General features: G+C 59.8%; 14 protein-coding genes. 3 read left to right on the top strand and 11 right to left on the bottom strand.

The window, feature by feature from the left end; all coding sequences use genetic code 11:
• Positions 1-103: 103 nt before the first annotated feature.
• Entirely contained in the window at positions 104-1,018 is a 915-nt protein-coding gene (locus tag ACM6IK_RS08980; protein WP_414874016.1) for a glutamate/aspartate ABC transporter substrate-binding protein, read from the bottom strand.
• A 277-nt stretch (positions 1,019-1,295) separates the two neighbouring features.
• A complete protein-coding gene (locus ACM6IK_RS08975) occupies positions 1,296-2,924 on the bottom strand; it encodes a glucan biosynthesis protein D (RefSeq protein ID WP_414874015.1) in 1,629 nt (542 codons plus the stop codon).
• 417 nt (positions 2,925-3,341) lie between these two features.
• On the opposite strand from ACM6IK_RS08975, the gene ACM6IK_RS08970 reads away from it, so the two are divergent.
• The gene (locus tag ACM6IK_RS08970) at positions 3,342-3,527 is read left to right on the top strand and encodes a hypothetical protein (RefSeq protein WP_414874014.1); all 186 of its coding nucleotides are present in this window, start codon (positions 3,342-3,344) and stop codon (positions 3,525-3,527) included.
• Between the two features lie 63 nt (positions 3,528-3,590).
• Here the strand turns inward: ACM6IK_RS08970 and ACM6IK_RS08965 are convergent, their stop codons facing one another.
• The gene (locus ACM6IK_RS08965; protein WP_414874013.1) at positions 3,591-4,103 is read right to left on the bottom strand and encodes a Bro-N domain-containing protein; all 513 of its coding nucleotides are present in this window, start codon (positions 4,101-4,103) and stop codon (positions 3,591-3,593) included.
• Positions 4,104-4,654: 551 nt separating this feature from the next.
• On the opposite strand from ACM6IK_RS08965, the gene ACM6IK_RS08960 reads away from it, so the two are divergent.
• Entirely contained in the window at positions 4,655-5,692 is a 1,038-nt protein-coding gene (locus ACM6IK_RS08960) for a type II toxin-antitoxin system PemK/MazF family toxin (protein WP_108216601.1), read from the top strand.
• Between the two features lie 225 nt (positions 5,693-5,917).
• On the opposite strand, the gene ACM6IK_RS08955 is transcribed toward ACM6IK_RS08960, so the two are convergent.
• The 8 genes from ACM6IK_RS08955 to ACM6IK_RS08920 all read right to left on the bottom strand — a co-directional run bounded on the left by ACM6IK_RS08955 (position 5,918) and on the right by ACM6IK_RS08920 (position 15,983).
• Positions 5,918-7,402: an APC family permease gene (locus tag ACM6IK_RS08955; RefSeq protein WP_414874012.1), complete on the bottom strand. Its 1,485-nt coding sequence runs from the start codon at positions 7,400-7,402 to the stop codon at positions 5,918-5,920.
• 228 nt (positions 7,403-7,630) lie between these two features.
• Entirely contained in the window at positions 7,631-9,055 is a 1,425-nt protein-coding gene (locus ACM6IK_RS08950) for a gamma-aminobutyraldehyde dehydrogenase (RefSeq protein WP_414874011.1), read from the bottom strand.
• Between the two features lie 159 nt (positions 9,056-9,214).
• Entirely contained in the window at positions 9,215-10,039 is an 825-nt protein-coding gene (locus tag ACM6IK_RS08945; protein ID WP_414874010.1) for an ABC transporter permease, read from the bottom strand.
• The gene (locus ACM6IK_RS08940) at positions 10,029-10,976 is read right to left on the bottom strand and encodes an ABC transporter permease (RefSeq protein ID WP_414874009.1); all 948 of its coding nucleotides are present in this window, start codon (positions 10,974-10,976) and stop codon (positions 10,029-10,031) included. Before ACM6IK_RS08940 ends, ACM6IK_RS08945 begins: the two co-directional genes overlap by 11 nt.
• A gap of 1 nt (position 10,977) precedes the next feature.
• The gene (locus tag ACM6IK_RS08935; protein ID WP_414874008.1) at positions 10,978-12,015 is read right to left on the bottom strand and encodes an ABC transporter ATP-binding protein; all 1,038 of its coding nucleotides are present in this window, start codon (positions 12,013-12,015) and stop codon (positions 10,978-10,980) included.
• Positions 12,016-12,225: 210 nt separating this feature from the next.
• Positions 12,226-13,377: a putative ABC transporter substrate-binding protein YdcS gene (ydcS, locus tag ACM6IK_RS08930; RefSeq protein WP_414874007.1), complete on the bottom strand. Its 1,152-nt coding sequence runs from the start codon at positions 13,375-13,377 to the stop codon at positions 12,226-12,228.
• Between the two features lie 84 nt (positions 13,378-13,461).
• Complete coding sequence (locus tag ACM6IK_RS08925) at positions 13,462-14,919, bottom strand: gamma-aminobutyraldehyde dehydrogenase (protein WP_414874006.1); 1,458 nt, start codon at positions 14,917-14,919, stop codon at positions 13,462-13,464.
• A 149-nt stretch (positions 14,920-15,068) separates the two neighbouring features.
• Complete coding sequence (locus tag ACM6IK_RS08920; protein ID WP_007975056.1) at positions 15,069-15,983, bottom strand: LysR family transcriptional regulator; 915 nt, start codon at positions 15,981-15,983, stop codon at positions 15,069-15,071.
• A 194-nt stretch (positions 15,984-16,177) separates the two neighbouring features.
• On the opposite strand from ACM6IK_RS08920, the gene ACM6IK_RS08915 reads away from it, so the two are divergent.
• Positions 16,178-16,870 (top strand): tellurite resistance TerB family protein, encoded by a 693-nt coding sequence (locus tag ACM6IK_RS08915; RefSeq protein ID WP_414874005.1) that lies wholly within the window; start codon positions 16,178-16,180, stop codon positions 16,868-16,870.
• The last annotated feature ends 125 nt before the right edge of the window (positions 16,871-16,995 follow it).

Genomic DNA, 16,995 nt, shown 5'->3' with positions numbered 1-16,995 from the left:
GGCTCGACAGCCACCGGTTCGAGTGTTTCCAGAAAATGCCAGCAGGAAGTGACCACCTCCTGAAAGGGCATGCGCCCTGTCAGGAGATAAGGTTAGTCAGAAATCAGGATTTCTTGTCGTCAGCCGCTTTATCGGTCGGATTGGCGATCAGGGCCTTGAGCTCGTTGCTCATCGGGAAATTCAGGTTCAGGCCTTTTGGCGGGATTGGCTGCATGAACCATTTTTCGTAGATCTTGTTGATCTCGCCCGATGCGTAGGTGGCCTTGATGGCGTCATCCACAGCCTTTTTGAACGGCTCGTCGCCTTTGCGCACCATGCAACCGTAGATTTCGTAGGACTGCGGAGTACCGGTCACTGCCCAGTCTTTCGCATTCTTGGCCTTGGCTGCTTCACCGGCCAGCAGGGCGTCGTCCATCATGAAAGCCACGGCACGGCCGGTTTCCAGCATCTGGAAGGATTCGCCATGGTCTTTGGCGGAGATGACGTTCATGCCCATCTGCTTGTCGGCGTTCATCGCCTTGAGGATGCGCTCGGACGTGGTGCCGGCGGTGGTCACGACGTTCTTGCCTTTGAGGTCGTCGAAATCCTTGTACTTGGAGTCTGCCTTGGACAGCAGGCGAGTACCGATTTCGAAGATGCCAACGGAGAAGTCAACTTGCTGCTGACGCTCGACGTTGTTGGTGGTGGAACCGCACTCCAGGTCCACGGTGCCGTTCTGCACCAGCGGGATACGGGTTTGCGAAGTCACCAGGTTGTACTTGACCTGCAGGTTCGGCATGTCCAGGTCTTTTTTCAGCGCTTCGACGACTTTCAGCTGGATGTCGTGGGAGTAGCCGACCGGTTTGCCGGAAGCATCCGCGATGTAGGAGAACGGAATGGAAGCGTCACGATGCCCGAGGGTAATGACACCGGACTCTTTGATCTTCTTCAGGGTGCCGGTGAGTTCGGCGGCGAAAACTGGCGTGCTGATCAGAGCGGCAGCAATGGCTGCGCCCAGGATGTGGGGAACGATGCGCATCAAATTTTCCTCGACATTGTTTTTTTTATGGAGCCAGTTCATCGGCCCTTTTGTGCTGCAAATCACCTGAGCGCTACTGAGAGAGGGCGCAAAGGACATTCGTCGAAGAAGTGTAGAGCATGACTCGTGCCAGACCAGTGCGAATAGGTCATGCTATTGATTTATAAGGAAATTAAATATTTATTGCGCGAATATTGAGGCTGGATGATCCGGTTAACCGAACTGACCCGCAGGTCGCGTTCGGAAAACCGAATGGTGGTCGGGTGCTACTTGGTCGTCACGGATATTTGCGCTTGTCCGCGGCTGGCGGGAAGTACTGATACAACCAGGTTTCGCTCAGCGTGCGGTCGTTGGTGCGGATGAACAGGCGCAGCTCGACCGGTTCCACGCTGTCATTGGTCGGGTACCAGTCAAACAGGATGCGGTAGCCCTTGATGTCATCGAGCTTGAGCACGCTGAAATCCTTGACCTCGCCGTTCGAGCAAGTGACCACCGGCTCGATGCCCGCGCCTTCAGGCAATCGGTCCAGGCCGCCGCCGGTGAAGTCCACGGCAAAACGACGGGCCCAGACTGGCGGGTAATGTTCGCCCGGCGCCCAGCCTTCGGTGAATCCGCCCATGCCTGAACGGGTCGCGTTGACTCGCGCCAGCGGAGTGCCGACCGGTGGCAGTGCGCTCCAGTAGAGCTTGTAGCCGTAGTTCAGCGAATCGCCGGCCGCCACCGGCTTCTTTGGGGTCCAGAAGGCGACGATGTTGTCCATGGTTTCGCCGGTGGTCGGGATTTCCAGCAGATCGATCGAGCCTTCGCCCCATGGGGTGGTCGGTTCGACCCACAGGCTCGGGCGGCGGCTGTACCAGTCGACGGTGTCCTGATAGCTGGCGAACTCGTGGTCGGTCTGTACCAGGCCGAAACCTTTCGGGTCCTTGTCGGCGAAGGCATTGAATTGCAGGGTCGCCGGGTTATTCAGCGGGCGGCAGATCCACTCGCCGTTGCCGCGCCACATGGCCAGGCGATCGGAGTCGTGGATTTGCGGGTGAATGGTGTCGCACATCCGGCGTTCGTGGGTGCCGCAACTGAACATGCTGGTCATCGGCGCGATGCCCAGTTGGTCGATGGCGGTGCGTGCGTTGACGTGGGCATCGATTTCCATCACCACGCGCTCGGCCTGGCAGTCGATATCGAAGCGGTAGGCACCGGTGGCACTCGGCGAGTCGAGCAGGGCGTAGACCACGAAGCGGGTGCTGTCCTTGTCCGGCGTCTCGAACCAGAACTTGGTGAAGTCGGGGAATTCTTCGCGCTTTTTGGCGTAGGTGTCGATGGCCAGCCCGCGGGCCGACAAACCGTACTGGCCGGTGGCGTCCACCGCACGGAAGTAACTGGCGCCGAGGAAAGACACAACGTCGTGTTTGTCCAGTTCCGGGGCCTTGAACAGCTTGAAGCCGGAGAAACCCAAATCGCCCTTGAGCTGTGCGGTGTCGACCGTGGTGTTTTCATAATTGAACAGCGACGGACGGAAATGCACCTCTCGCGCCTGACGGGTCTTGGGGTCGACGCTGTACATGCGCACCGGCTGCTTGAACCCCATGCCGACGTGGAAAAACTGCACATCCAGCTGACCGTTCAGGTCATTCCACAAAGAGTGCCTGGCGTCGTAGCGGATCGCATTGAAGTTCTGCGGCGTCATGCTCGCCAGGGTCGGCGGCAATTGTTGCTTGGTGTCCTGGTAGTGATGGCTGGCGAGCTGTTTGGCCTTGAGCTTCAGCGCCTCGAAATCGAACGCGGTGGCCTCGCCATCAGCGGTGCCGCCGCTGGCGGCCCAGGCCTGGGCCGCCATCAGGCCAGTGGCGGACAAACCGGTGTAGGCCGCGATGGCCATGGAGGCTTTGAGCAAGTTCCTGCGGTGCATAAATACAACCTGTCGTGAACAATCCCGCGCCGTTCCTGGCACGTGCTGGATCAGAAATATCGGTTCGGACATGCCTTCGGCCAAACGCAACGGACTTTTATACAGAGGCCGGCTAGCTTAAACCGTTCGGTAACTGAGCAAAATTGATTGATGGCACTGCGCTGGCCCGGCAATGAAACAAGACATGTCGGGAAACAATTCCGACAGGGGTTTCTGATTTAGAGGGCATTTCTGCTTTTTTCGACTAATTACTCTAAAAATTGCTTTTCAGCGCCCGGAATATTTCTATTCTGTGCACATGACCGGTTTATGCCCTTCGGACCGGTGCGGTTCAGTGGGCACCCAGCGGCTGCTGAAAAGGGATAGGGCGATGCGGTTTTTTGCAGTTTCTTTGACGTCTAGAGAAGGACATCGTCCATGTCGAAAGTACAGAACATCACTGAATTGTTGGGAATCTTTCCTTGCCTGGCCAGCGTGCGGCGAAGACGCCGGCTCAATAGCGAGGAAATGAAACTGGTGGAGCGCTATCGGGAGCTGTCGGAGAGCGACAGGATCGCGATGAGGTATCTGGTGGATGCGATGAGGAGTGTTTCGAGGTTTTAATAAGGCAAACCAAAGGGACGGACTGTGAAGTCTGTCCCTTTTTTATCAGCTCGATTTATCCCTTCAGCGGCAAGTGCCAGCGATTGGGAAGGGACGCTGCACCTGCATCAACTCAGGCATGTCTCGCCACTTGATCCAGGCGTGATGTTGGTAATGCAGCAAGGGCACCGAGACTCCGGCCCAATTCAGAGAACTCAGGCTTGGCAGGTTTTCCACAGGCTCTGATTTCGCATCACGCAGCGAGGGTATGACTTCGTTGCTCAACCATTGGCGCAGGTTGCGGTTTTCCGGGACGAAATGATGAACCAGCAAGGCGTACATGCCTGATTCGCTGACCATCAGGGTTTCGACCGTTTTGCCGTCCTTGAGCAGCCAGACAGTGCGACGTTGGTCGGGGTCGAGTTTCAGGGTCAGGCGTTCGTTGAGTGGTTTGCCCATCAGACGACCCAGATCCTGTGCGCAGAACCAGGCTTGGTTGTCTTGCATGAAGGCATGGAGGAAGCGGTTGTGGCGGGTGAAGACTTTAGGGATGAAGCAGGAAGGAGTTTCAGTCGGATGGGTTGTGTGCTTATGCATTTTTCGACTCCATGTTGAAGAAAGGAGCCGCCAATAATCCTTCGACAGATTTGGGTGGCGGACCGTGGGGCGTTCGAAGTCGGAACATTCTCGATCAACATGGAAGCCGAGAGGCCCGCGCCACACGGCCCGCCATAACGCGAAACTGAAAGGCAAAAAAATGCCCCAGCTCATATGGGGGCGCGGATGCGCCATGTTGATATGTTCCGGCTTCGACTCCGGGCCGCTAATTTGGCAGCGACGGAACAAAGCCTATCGGTCAGGCGCTCGCGGCGCCAAGTCTACTCTGGCGACGCGTGTTGTAGGAATCGAGGGTTTTTCAGGAAGGCTGTATCTGTAGGAATTTTCTGTTTTTGCATCTACCGAGGTGACATAGCGTTGCGCCCCTGATTTTTCCTATAACTTTTCCGGGTTCAAGATTGGACTGCAGATTTTTCTGCATTGATCGAGTTTCCAGCTAGTGCTTCTTCTATAAATCGCTTGTGGGAGGCGCGAGTTTTTTCAGAAGAGTCCAGCGAAAAAAACGTTCTTTCTACAAGTCAGGGAAGCAAATGCAGACGATCGTTGTCCGTTATCTCGAAACGGTGATCAATAAAACTACCGGCGGATCCAGCCAAGTCGTTCTGGGAACGGAAATTTACGAAGATATCCGTGAAACACTGATTCCAGGGATGCCGCGCTCCAAGCCGGGGACAGCCCCACACCCGGTTTTCCTGACCAAATGCTTCATCAATGACAGCAATCACCTTTGGCGACTCGAATCGATAAAGTCGACCGCCGCCACGGCTACGCGGCCCGCTGTTTTTTCGGTGCTGATTCAAAGACAGGATGTTTCTAAAGAGATTTTTCTGAATCAGACGCTGAAAAAAGACAAAAGCTTGAAGCTACAGAAACTTCTGGGGCGCCAAGGGAAACTGGTCGAAGTGGACTATGGGTTCGTGCAGCGAAGCGCACGCACAGATGCGTCGAGCAAGTCCAACAAGCGGTACATGGACACGCTGCTTGAGGCCGAGATGCATAAGCGCAGGCTTGCTGTCGTTGTGAAGGTGATATCAAAAAATCTTGTTCAGGTTGCCCCTGTGACATCAAGAGCTATTGCCGTCGAAGACAGGTCAGCCTTCAAGCTGGAACAGGCTACCTTGGACAAAATGCCTCGCTACCAAAACAGCGGAAAAGAAAGCTATGTGCTTTGCAGCATGCTTGAGTGCGTTTCGACCCAACGAATTTTGCCTCCAATCAGCTATTTCGGCGACGGGAGGGATACAGGGAGGAGCGTTAAGTACCCTGTTGCGCTGAGTGTCACCGAGAGCAAGTTGCTGAGGTCAGCGCTGATTCACGCCGTGGGAGCCTCCGGTTATGTTCCGTACAACGATTTACTTCAGGCTCAGCTTAAAGCTCAAAAGCTGCAGGAGGTCGTCGACCAACTCAATACAGAGTTGGACATTCGCAATACCGCATTGAGGCAGCTTGTTGCTGTCCAGAAGCTAGCCAAAAGGTGGGCGGCGGAAATGGGGCTTGAGTATGAGGATGAGCTCGAATTTCAACGAAATCTGGATGCTGAAAATGAAGTCGCGGCCACTGTTTTTTAACAAGCAAAACGAATTGACACCGCCTTCATCGGTTAATACCATTGGCTCACATGGTCTGGCAAAGAGAGCAGAACTCTACCCAGGCGACAGGGTTAATACCCTCTTCTGTGAAAGTAAAACCGCCTTTAGGGGCGGTTTTTTTATGTCTGTTCAAATGCTCAATATGTTTTAGCAACCTCAATCCTGCCCGCATCGCTGCGGGCAGCGCGTCCGATCAAAGAACTATTACCGACCAACCTTCCACGCATCCCCCGCAGGCGCCTTCCCGTGGTCATACGGCTTGGCGATCCACATGTAGAGCAGGCCCAGACCAATCACGATGGCGGTACTCAGCACCATCGCGTAATTGATGTACCAGGCGGCGTCCGGCGTACGTGGCCAGGCCATGTTGATGATGGCGCCGACGCCGTACACCAGCGCGCCGATGTTCACCGCCCAGCCCCAGGCGCCGAGGGTGAATTTGCCGCTGGGTTTCCAGCCCTTCATGCGGGCGTACAGGGCTGCGAGCACGATCATCTGAAACGCCAGGTAGATGCCGATGGCCGCGAAGCTGACGATGGTGGCTACCGCGTCCTGCAGGAAGAAGCCGAGGATGATGATCAGTGCCGGCAGGACACCGGACACGAACAGTGCGGCAACGGGTACCTGAGTCGTAGGTGAAATCTTTTTCAGCAGTCGGCTGCCGATGACCATTTCATCACGGGCGTAGGAATACAGCAGACGACTGGCCGCCGCTTGCAGGCTGATCACGCAGGAGATGAAGGAAATCATCACCACGCCCATCACCACTTTCGAACCCACCGGGCCGAAGGCGTTGTTGAGGATGGTGGTGACCGGGTCCTTGTCGGTACCGTTGATCACGGCCTGCATGTCCGGCACGGCCAGGATCAGCGCCAGGCAGGCGAACATCGCCGCGATGCCGCCGATGTAGATGGTCATGCGCATGGCCACCGGGATCTGCTTGCTCGGGTTCGGGGTTTCTTCGGCCACGTCGCCGCAGGCCTCGAAGCCGTAGTACAGGAACATCCCCGCCAGCGAAGCGGTGAGGAACGCTGGCAGGTACGAGCCGTCGACGCTGATATCGAAGGTGTTGAACAACACGCTGATAGATTGATGACGCTCGAAGATCAGCAGGTAAACGCCAACGATCACCGCGCCCACCAGCTCGCAGAGGAAGCCGAACATGGCGATCCGTGCCAGCACTTTGGTGCCGCTGAGGTTGACCAGGGTGGCGAACAGCGTCAGGAACAGGGCAATGATGATGTTGGTGTTGTTGCTCGGTTCAAAGCCCATCATGGCGGCGAGGTACGGACCGGCACCCACCGCCACGGCAGCGATGGTCACGCACAGGGCGATGGAGTAGATCCAGCCGACCATCCACGCCCAGCGCTTGCCCACCAAGCGGCGAGCCCATGGGTACACGCCGCCGGAAATCGGGAATTGCGAAACCACTTCGCCGAAGATCAGGCACACCAGCAACTGGCCGCAACCGACCAGCAAGTAAGCCCAGAACATCGGTGGTCCGCCCGCGGCCAGGCACAAGCCGAACAGGGTATAGACCCCGACGACCGGGGACAGGTAGGTGAAGCCGAGGGCGAAGTTTTCCCACAGGCTCATGCTGCGATTGAAGTTGGAGGTGTAACCCAGCTTGCGTAATTGCTCGGCATCGCTGTCGGCAAGGGCTGCAGAGAGTTCGGGTGATGCACTCATGTGTGTTTGCTCCGGAAAATCGGCAGATTTCGGATGTCCGAAACCGTGGCGGGGCCTTGGGGGCGCCGCCCGGATCGGTGGTTATTGTTTGGTCTTCTTCGGGGTGGAGCCTGGTGGTGTTGGTGCCGGTTTCTTCCTTGAGTGTTGCGGTGACGCCATCGCGAGCAGGCTCGCTCCTACAGGGGAATGCGATCAACTGTAGGAGCGAGCCTGCTCGCGATGCTTTTCTTAATGCTTGAACATCACATGCCGCACAACGGTGTAGTCCTCCAGCCCGTACATGGACATGTCCTTGCCATAACCGGACAGTTTCTGACCGCCGTGGGGCATTTCGCTGACCAGCATGAAGTGCGTGTTGACCCAGGTGCAGCCGTACTGCAAACGGGCCGACAGGCGATGGGCGCGGCCGACGTCGGCGGTCCACACGGAAGAGGCGAGGCCGTAGTCCGAATCGTTGGCCCAGCCCAGCACCTGTGCTTCATCGCTGAATCGGGTCACCGACACCACTGGCCCGAACACTTCGCGGCGCACGATTTCGTCGTCCTGCAGCGCATCGGCCAGCACGGTCGGTTCGAAGAAGTAGCCGTCGCCTTCGACAGCTTTACCGCCAGTGATCAGACGAATGTGTGGCTGGGCGATGGCGCGCTCGACGAAACCGGTCACGCGGTCGCGGTGTTGCGCGGTGATCAGCGGGCCGAGTTCGGTTGACGGATCATCCTGCAGGCCGTACTTGATGCTGCTGACCGCCGCGCCGAGTTTCTCCACGAACTTGTCGTAGATGCCTGCCTGGGCATAGATGCGGCAGGCGGCGGTGCAGTCTTGCCCTGCGTTGTAGAAGCCGAAGGTACGGATGCCCTCCACTGCGGCGTCGATGTCGGCATCGTCGAAGATGATCACCGGGGCCTTGCCGCCCAGTTCCATGTGCATGCGTTTGACGCTGTCGGCGGTGCTGGAAATGATGTTCGAACCGGTGGCGATCGAACCGGTCAGCGACACCATGCGCACTTTCGGGTGAGTGACCAGCGGACTGCCGACGGTAGGACCACGGCCGAACACCAGGTTGAGCACGCCGGCCGGGAAGATGTCCGACGCCAGTTCGGCCAGGCGCAGGGCGGTCAGCGGAGTCTGCTCCGACGGCTTGAGCACCACGGTGTTGCCGGCGGCCAGGGCCGGGGCGATTTTCCAGGCGACCATCATCAGCGGGTAGTTCCACGGCGCGATGGAGGCGATTACGCCCACCGGGTCGCGGCGGATCATCGAGGTGTGCCCCGGCAGGTACTCGCCACCGGCCGATCCGCTCATGCAGCGGCTGGCACCGGCGAAGAAACGGAACACGTCGGCAATCGCCGGAATCTCGTCGTTCAGCGCGGCGCTGTAGGGCTTGCCGCAGTTGTCCGATTCCAGTTTGGCCAGCTCTTCGCCATGGGCCTCGATGGCATCGGCGAGTTTGAGCAGCAGCAGCGAACGCGCTTTCGGCGGGGTCTGCGACCAGCTGTCGAACGCGGCGTCGGCGGCGCGTACGGCGGCATCGACCTGGGCTTCGCTGGCTTCGTTGATTTCCACCAGCACACGCCCCAGCGCCGGGTTGAACACCGGTTGGGCGGGGCCTTCGCCGTCGAGCAGTTGGCCGTTGATCAAGAGTTTGGTTTGCATGGCATTTGTCCTCATCAATGCAGATCTTGTTTTGAAACCGGTCCCTGTGGGAGCGAGCTTGCTCGCGATGGCGGTGTGTCAGCCACCAACCATGCTGAATGTGATGGCCTCATCGCGAGCAAGCTCGCTCCCACAGGGGTAGTGGTGTCTATTTTGAGTTTATTTCCCACCACTCCCCGCCACGCTCTCACCACCCCGCGTCAGGTAATAGGCACCAAGAATCGGCAGCATGGTCACGATCATCACCAGCATCGCCACGACGTTGGTTACCGGCACGTCCCGTGGGCGGCTGAGCTGGTTGAGCAGCCACAACGGCAGGGTGCGTTCATGGCCGGCGGTGAAGGTGGTGACGATGATTTCGTCGAACGACAGGGCAAACGCCAGCATGCCGCCGGCCAGTAACGCCGAACCGAGGTTTGGCAGGATGATGTAGCGGAAGGTCTGCCAGCCGTCGGCGCCAAGGTCCATCGAGGCTTCGATCAAGCTGTGGGAGGTACGACGCAAGCGGGCGATGACGTTGTTGTAGACGATCACCACACAGAAGGTTGCGTGGCCAACGATGATGGTGAGCATCCCCGGTTCGATTCCCAGCGTCTTGAAGGTCGCCAGCAGCGCGATACCGGTGATGATCCCCGGCAGGGCAATCGGCAGGATCAGCATCAGCGAGATGCCTTGCTTGCCGAAGAAGTCCCGGCGGTACAACGCGGCGGATGCCAGCGTGCCGAGGACCATGGCGATCAGGGTGGCAATCGAGGCGATCTGCAACGACAGCTTGATCGCTTCCAGCACGTCCGGCCGCGAGAACGCCACGCCGATCCACTTCCAGGTGAAACCCTTGGGCGGGAAGCTGAACGCCGCGTCTTCGGTGTTGAAGGCGTACAGAAAGATGATCAGGATCGGGAAGTGCAGGAACAGCAACCCGCCCCATGCTGCGATTTTCAGGCCTATTGAGGCCTGCCCCTGTGATGAAGAGTCAGAGTGCATCGAAGGCCCCCAGTCGTTTGACGATGGACAGGTAGATGGCGATCAGCACGATCGGCACCAGAGTGAAGGCGGCGGCCATCGGCATGTTGCCGATCGCGCCTTGCTGGGCATACACCATGCTGCCGACGAAGTAGCCGGGCGGGCCCACCAGCTGCGGCACGATGAAGTCGCCCAGGGTCAGCGAGAAGGTGAAGATGGAACCTGCGGCGATACCCGGCACCGACAGCGGCAGGATCACTTGCATGAAGGTCTGGCGTGGCTTGGCACCGAGGTCGGCGGAGGCTTGCAGCAGCGACGGTGGCAGGCGCTCCAGCGAGGCCTGGATCGGCAGGATCATGAACGGCAGCCAGATGTAGACGAACACCATGAAGCGCCCCAGGTGCGAGGTCGACAAGGTACTGCCGCCAACCCCCGGAATACCCAGCACGAACTGCAGGACCGGTTCCAGCCCCAGGTGCTGCACGAACCACTGCGCCACACCGCCCTTGGCCAGCAGCAGCGTCCAGGCGTAGGCCTTGACGATGTAACTGGCCCACATCGGCATCATCACCGCGATGTAGAAAAACGCCTTGGTCTTGCCCGTGGTGTAGCGCGCCATGTAGTAGGCAATCGGGAACGCGACGATGGCGCTGGCCATCGACACGACGACTGCCATGCCCAGGGTGCGCAGGATGATGTCGAAGTTCGATGGCTGGAACAGCGCGGTGAAGTTGGCCAGGGTCAGGTCGGGGGTGACCGCCATGGTGAAGTCATCGAAGGTGTAGAAACCCTGCCACAGCAGCACCAGCAATGAGCCCAGGTAGATTGCGCCGAACCACAGCAGCGGTGGCACCAACAGCATCGACAGGTACAGGTTTGGCCGGCGATACAGCAGGCTTGAGAACCGGCGCAACGGCGAGCTGCCCGACCGGGTTTGGGAGATAGCCAGGGTGTTCATCTCACACCCCGCCCGCAATGGTGTCATGCAATGTGATCATGGCTTCACGCGCCCAACGAGCACTGATGCGCTGGCCGGTCTGGTGTTGTGCGCTGGTGTCCAGCCATTGGTTGTTGGCCTTGCTGATGTTCAGGGTCTGGCCGTTTTCCAGTTTCAGTTCGTAGCGGGTGGCACTGCCCTGGTACTGGATATCGTGGAGCAAGCCAGTGACTTCGATTTCGTGGCTGGCCAGCGGGCCTTCGGCGAAACGCACATGCTCCGGGCGAATCGAAAACGGCTGCGGGTTGCCACTCAACTGTCTGGCCAGGTCGCCGCGAATCACGTTGGAGGTGCCGACGAATTCCGCGACGAAGGTGGTGACCGGTTTCATGTACAGGTTGCGCGGGCTGTCGACTTGTTCGATGCGGCCTTTGTTGAACACGGCCACGCGGTCGGACATCGACAGTGCTTCGGTCTGGTCGTGGGTGACGAAAATGAACGTGATGCCGAGCTGGCGTTGCAGCTTCTTCAGCTCGCCCTGCATTTGCTCACGCAGTTTCAGGTCGAGGGCACCGAGGGGTTCGTCGAGCAGCAGCACCCGTGGACGGTTGACCAGGGCGCGGGCCAGGGCTACACGCTGGCGCTGGCCACCGGAGAGCTGCACCGGCTTGCGGTCGCCGTAGCCACCGAGGGCGACCATCTCCAGGGATTCTTCGGCGCGCTTGAGGCGCTCGGCCTTGCCAATGCCTTTGACTTTCAAGCCGTAGGCGACGTTGTCGCGCACGTTCATGTGTGGGAACAGCGCGTAATCCTGGAACACGGTGTTCACGTCGCGCTGGTACGGCGGCAGGCCGGCGGCCTCTTCACCATGAATGCGGATGGAACCTGCGCTCGGTTGTTCAAAACCGGCGATCAGGCGCAAACAGGTGGTCTTGCCCGAGCCGGATGGCCCCAGCATGGAGAAGAACTCGCCGTCCTGGATGTCGATGGAAACCCGGTCTACGGCTTTCACTTCGCCGAACTGACGGGAAACGTTGGTGAACTGGACTGCAAGCGTCATGGTGCGGTGCTCCAAAAAGACGAAGGCCGTCGCAGCGGCCCTGCCTGGACTTCTGAAAAAACGAACATCTTTAAACTGAGCGCGGTAGCAACAACGGCGCTGACCAACTGTAGGAGTGAGCCTGCTCGCGATGAGGGCAGAACAGTCAGTATCTCTGTCGACTGACACACCGCCATCGCGAGCAGGCTCGCTCCCACAGGGGAGGGCGGGTTACCTGCCGCCCATGATCGCGATGTAGTCCTGGGTCCAGCGGCTGTACGGCACGAACTTGCCGCCTTCAGCCTGCGGGGTTTTCCAGAAGGCGATCTTGTCGAACTGGTCGAAACCGTTGGTCTTGCAGCCTTCTGCACCGAGCAATTCACTGCCCTGGCACGCCGCCGGAACCGCTGGCAGCGAGCCGAACCACGCCGCTACGTCACCCTGGACTTTCGGTTGCAGCGACCAGTCCATCCACTTGTAGGCGCAATTCGGGTGCTTGGCCTCGGCGTGCATCATGGTGGTGTCGGCCCAACCGGTGGCGCCCTCTTTCGGGATGGTCGAGGCGATCGGCTGTTTCTCGTTCATCAGGCCGTTGACCTGATACGGCCACGCACCGGAGGCGACCACGCCTTCGTTCTTGAAGTCGCTCATCTGTACCGTGGTGTCGTGCCAGTAGCGGTGGATCAACGGCTGCTGGGCGCGCAGCAGGTCGAGCACGGCTTTGTACTGGGCCTCGGTCAGTTCGTAGGGGTTCTGGATGCCCAGTTCCGGCTTGGCGGTCTTCAGGTACAGCGCCGCGTCGGCGATGTAGATCGGGCCGTCATAGGCCTGCACGCGGCCCTTGTTCGGCTTGCCGTCCGGCAGGTCTTGCGCATTGAACAGCACGCCCCAGCTGGTGGGCGCGGTCTTGAATACGTTGGTGTTGTACATCAACACGTTCGGACCCCACTGATACGGGGCGCCATAGGTCTGCTTGTTGACCACGTACCAGGGGCCATCCTTGAGGCGCGGGTCGAGGTTTTTCCAGCTCGGGATCAACGCGGTGTTGATCGGCTGCACACGCTTGCCGACGATCAGGCGCAGAGAGGCATCGCCGGACGCCGTCACCAGGTCGTAACCGCCCTTGGCCATCAGGCTGACCATTTCATCGGAGGTGGCGGCGGTCTTGACATTGACCTTGCAGCCGGTTTCCTTCTCGAAACCGGTGACCCAGTCGTAGGCCTTGTCGCTCTCGCCACGTTCGATGTAGCCAGGCCAGGCCACAATATCCAGTTGGCCTTCGCCCGCCCCGACAGCTTTGAGCGGCTCGGCGGCCTGGACGCTGGCGCTGGCGAGCAGTGCGGTGGTGATTGCACTGAGCAGTGCGGTCTTGTGCACGAACATGGGAATTCCCTCTTCTTTAATTATGGTCGGGGCAGTGTCTTGAACGTGGTGAAGCATGCCGTTGGTGGCTTGTTATTAGCGTAGTCAGAGATGTTCGCCATGGCGGGCCATGATGTGCCGCACCACGCTGTAGTCCTGAAGCGAATCGCTGGACAGGTCTTTGCCGTAGCCCGAGCGCTTCAGGCCGCCATGGGGCATTTCGCTGACCAGCATGAAATGGCTGTTGATCCAGGTGCAGCCGTACTGCAAGCGCGCCGCGACCTGCATGGCCTTGTCGAGGTTCTGGGTCCAGACCGACGAAGCCAGGCCGTATTCCGAATCGTTGGCCCAGTCCACCGCTTGTTCCAGCTCATCGAAGCGAGTCACGGTAACTACCGGCCCGAACACCTCGCGCTGGACGATTTCATCGCCTTGTCTGCAGCCGGCCAACAGGGTCGGCTGGTAATAGAATCCGGCGCCGGAATGCACGGCTGCGCCGGTCACCCGCTCGATGTGCGGCTGGCCGAGGGCGCGTTCGACAAAACTGGCCACGCGGTCGCGCTGGCGGGTGCTGATCAGCGGGCCGATTTCGTTGTCGGCGTCGCGTTTGCCGGCGAAGCGCAGGCTGCTGACGGCGGCACCGAGCTCGGCCACCAAACGGTCATGAATCCCGGCCTGGGCGTAAATCCGGCAAGCGGCGGTGCAATCCTGGCCAGCGTTGTAATAGCCGTAAGTGCGCACGCCTTCGACCACGGCCTGAATGTCGGCATCGTTGCAGACGATCACCGGGGCCTTGCCGCCGAGTTCGAGGTGGGTGCGTTTGAGGGTTTTCGATGCGGCCTGGAGGATTTTTTGCCCGGTGACGATATCGCCGGTCAGCGACACCATGCGCACTTTAGGGTGGCTCACCAGGTGGCTGCCGACGCCTTCGCCACCACCGCAAACGATGTTGATCACACCCCGTGGCAGGATCTCGGCCAGCGCTGGCGCCAGGGCCAGGATCGACAGCGGCGTGTGTTCCGACGGCTTGAACACCAGGGTGTTGCCGGCGGCGAGGGCCGGGGCGATTTTCCACGCGGCCATCATGATCGGGTAGTTCCACGGCGCAATCGACGCTACGACCCCGATAGGATCGCGACGGACCATGCTGGTGTAGCCCGGCAGGTATTCGCCGCTGAGCTGGCCGGTCTGGCAACGCACGGCACCGGCGAAGAAGCGGAACACGTCGACCGTGGCATTCAGGTCATCCTGGCGGGCCAGGTGCAGCGGTTTGCCGCAGTTCATGGATTCAAGGCGGGCCAGCAGGTCGGCGTTTTTTTCGATGGCGTTGGCGATCTCCAGCAGCAGGTTCGAACGCTGTTGTGGCGTGGTGCGTGACCACCCGGCAAAGGCTCGGTGGGCGGCGAGGATCGCGGCTTCGACTTGCTCGGTGCTGGCTTCGGCGATCTGCGTCAGGACTTCGCCGGTGGCCGGGTTGAGGATCGGCTCGACAAAGCCTTGCCCGGCGACCAGTTCACCATCGATCAACAGGGCGGTGAACAACGGGGTCTGCGCGCCAGCCATTTTTCGGGTTCTCTTTTTTTGTGTGGCTTGTTGTGTAGACATATGGCGGCGCTCCCTGTGACTGGGGCCCGGCCGTCTTTATTGGATGCAACAAGACTAGAGCGCGGACCCGAGGTCGACAAATTCTAAATACTGAAGGTGGCGTTCGATTAAATAGATGGCTTGCGCCCGCCGTGGGGTTGTTCGCGGGCGACCGTGAGGAACGGGTCGACCAGCGCCGGCCGCGCGGTGCCGCGACGCCAGGCCAGGCCGACATCCAGGGTCTGGCTGAGGTCGGCAATCGGCCGCGCTTCGATGATGTCGCCCTCCAGTGACCATGGGCGATACGTCATGTCGGGCTGGATCGACACACCCAGCCCGGCGGCCACCAGGCTTCGCACCGCTTCGGTCGAGGCCGTGCGCAGGGTGATGCGCGGTTGCAGCGAGGCTGCCGACCACATGCGCTGGGCATTGCGGTCCATTTCATCGACGTTCAGCTGAATCAATGGCTCGCGGGCCACGTCGGCGAGGTTGATGCTGTCGTGCTCCAGCAACGGGTGTTGGGCCGGCAGCCATAGACGGTGCGGCGAGTGGGTCAGCACTTCGGTCTGCAGGGCGTGGCGGTCTTCGAGGTTGGACAGGATCAGCACGCCGACATCGATCTCGCCGCTGACCAGCAAATGCTCGATGTACGGGCGTTCGTCCTCCATCACGCGGATTTCCACGTTGGGGTAGGCACGCTGGAAACGGGTGAGCAAATCCGCCAGGTAATAACCGGCGACCAGGCTGGTCACGCCGACGATCAACTGCCCGGCGACCTGGTCGGTGCTCTGTTGCAGGCTGCGCTTGGCGTTGTCCACGGTGGCCAGGATCAAGTGCGCCTGACGCAGGAATTGATGCCCCTGGTGGGTCAGGGTCATGCCCTTGGCGTGGCGACTGAACAGGCTGACGCCGATTTCCTCTTCCAGTTGCTGGATCGCCAGGGTCAGGGTCGACTGGGAAATGAACGCGGTTTGCGCGGCGGCCGAGATCGAGCCGGTCTCGGCCACGGCGATGAAGTGACGGATCTGACGCAAGGTCATCATGGGAAAGCACCCGGTGGGCTGTTTTTATCGATTGGCCAGAGTGTATATCTTTTTTTCTGATGGGCCGGGCCAGGCGGCAATGCGCGGATCAATGCAATGCAACATCTGGAAGCACTCTCGCCCCCGGGGCGTGGGCACTTTCGTTTTAGGCTGATGGTCTTGGTTTCAGGTTAAACGTCTTGTGGAGGCGGTAAATGAACACCCGCGGATTACTCGATCAACTACTCAAGTCCGGCCAGGACCTGTTGCAGAACAAGGCCGGTAGCTCACCGCAAAAGGGCGCGAACGGTGGTACCGGTGCCCTCGGTGGATTGCTCTCCGGCGCGAGCGGCGGGGCATTGGCCGCAGGCGCCATGGGCTTGCTGCTCGGCAGCAAAAAGGCCCGTAAAGTCGGGGGCAAGGTCGCGGTCTACGGCGGTCTCGCCGCGTTGGGCGTGCTGGCCTATAAAGCCTACGGCAACTGGCAGGCGCAGCAGGGCGTTGCGGCCGGTACGGAGCCGCAGACCCTGAACCGCGTACCGGCTGCGCAAGTGGAGTCGCACAGTCAGGCGATTCTCAAGGCGCTGGTGGCTGCGGCCAAGGCTGACGGTCATGTCGATGAGCGTGAGCGAGCCTTGATCGAAGGCGAATTCAGCCGGCTCGACAGCGACCAGGAACTGCAACGCTGGCTGCACACCGAACTCAACAAGCCGCTGGACCCGAGCGATGTCGCCCGCGCCGCCCACTCCCCGGAAATCGCCGCCGAAATGTACATCGCCAGCGTGATGATGGTGGACGAGGAAAACTTCATGGAGAAGGCCTACCTCGATGAGCTGGCGCGGCAGCTCGAGCTGGAGCCGGGGTTGAAAGCCGAGCTTGAGAAGCAGGTTCGACAGGCTTCCCTGTAAGCCTTCAGGCTGCATTCGCGAGCAGGCTCGCTCCCACAGGGGATCTTCAGTGATCACAGATTCTGTGTACGCCAGAGATTCAATGTGGGAGCGAGCCTGCTCGCGATGGCGTTTTCAGTCGCACC

Origin of the sequence: Pseudomonas sp. IT-196MI5 (genome assembly GCF_949767415.1) — a bacterium.
Classification (GTDB): domain Bacteria; phylum Pseudomonadota; class Gammaproteobacteria; order Pseudomonadales; family Pseudomonadaceae; genus Aquipseudomonas.
This window is presented reverse-complemented; position numbering and strand designations above follow the sequence as displayed.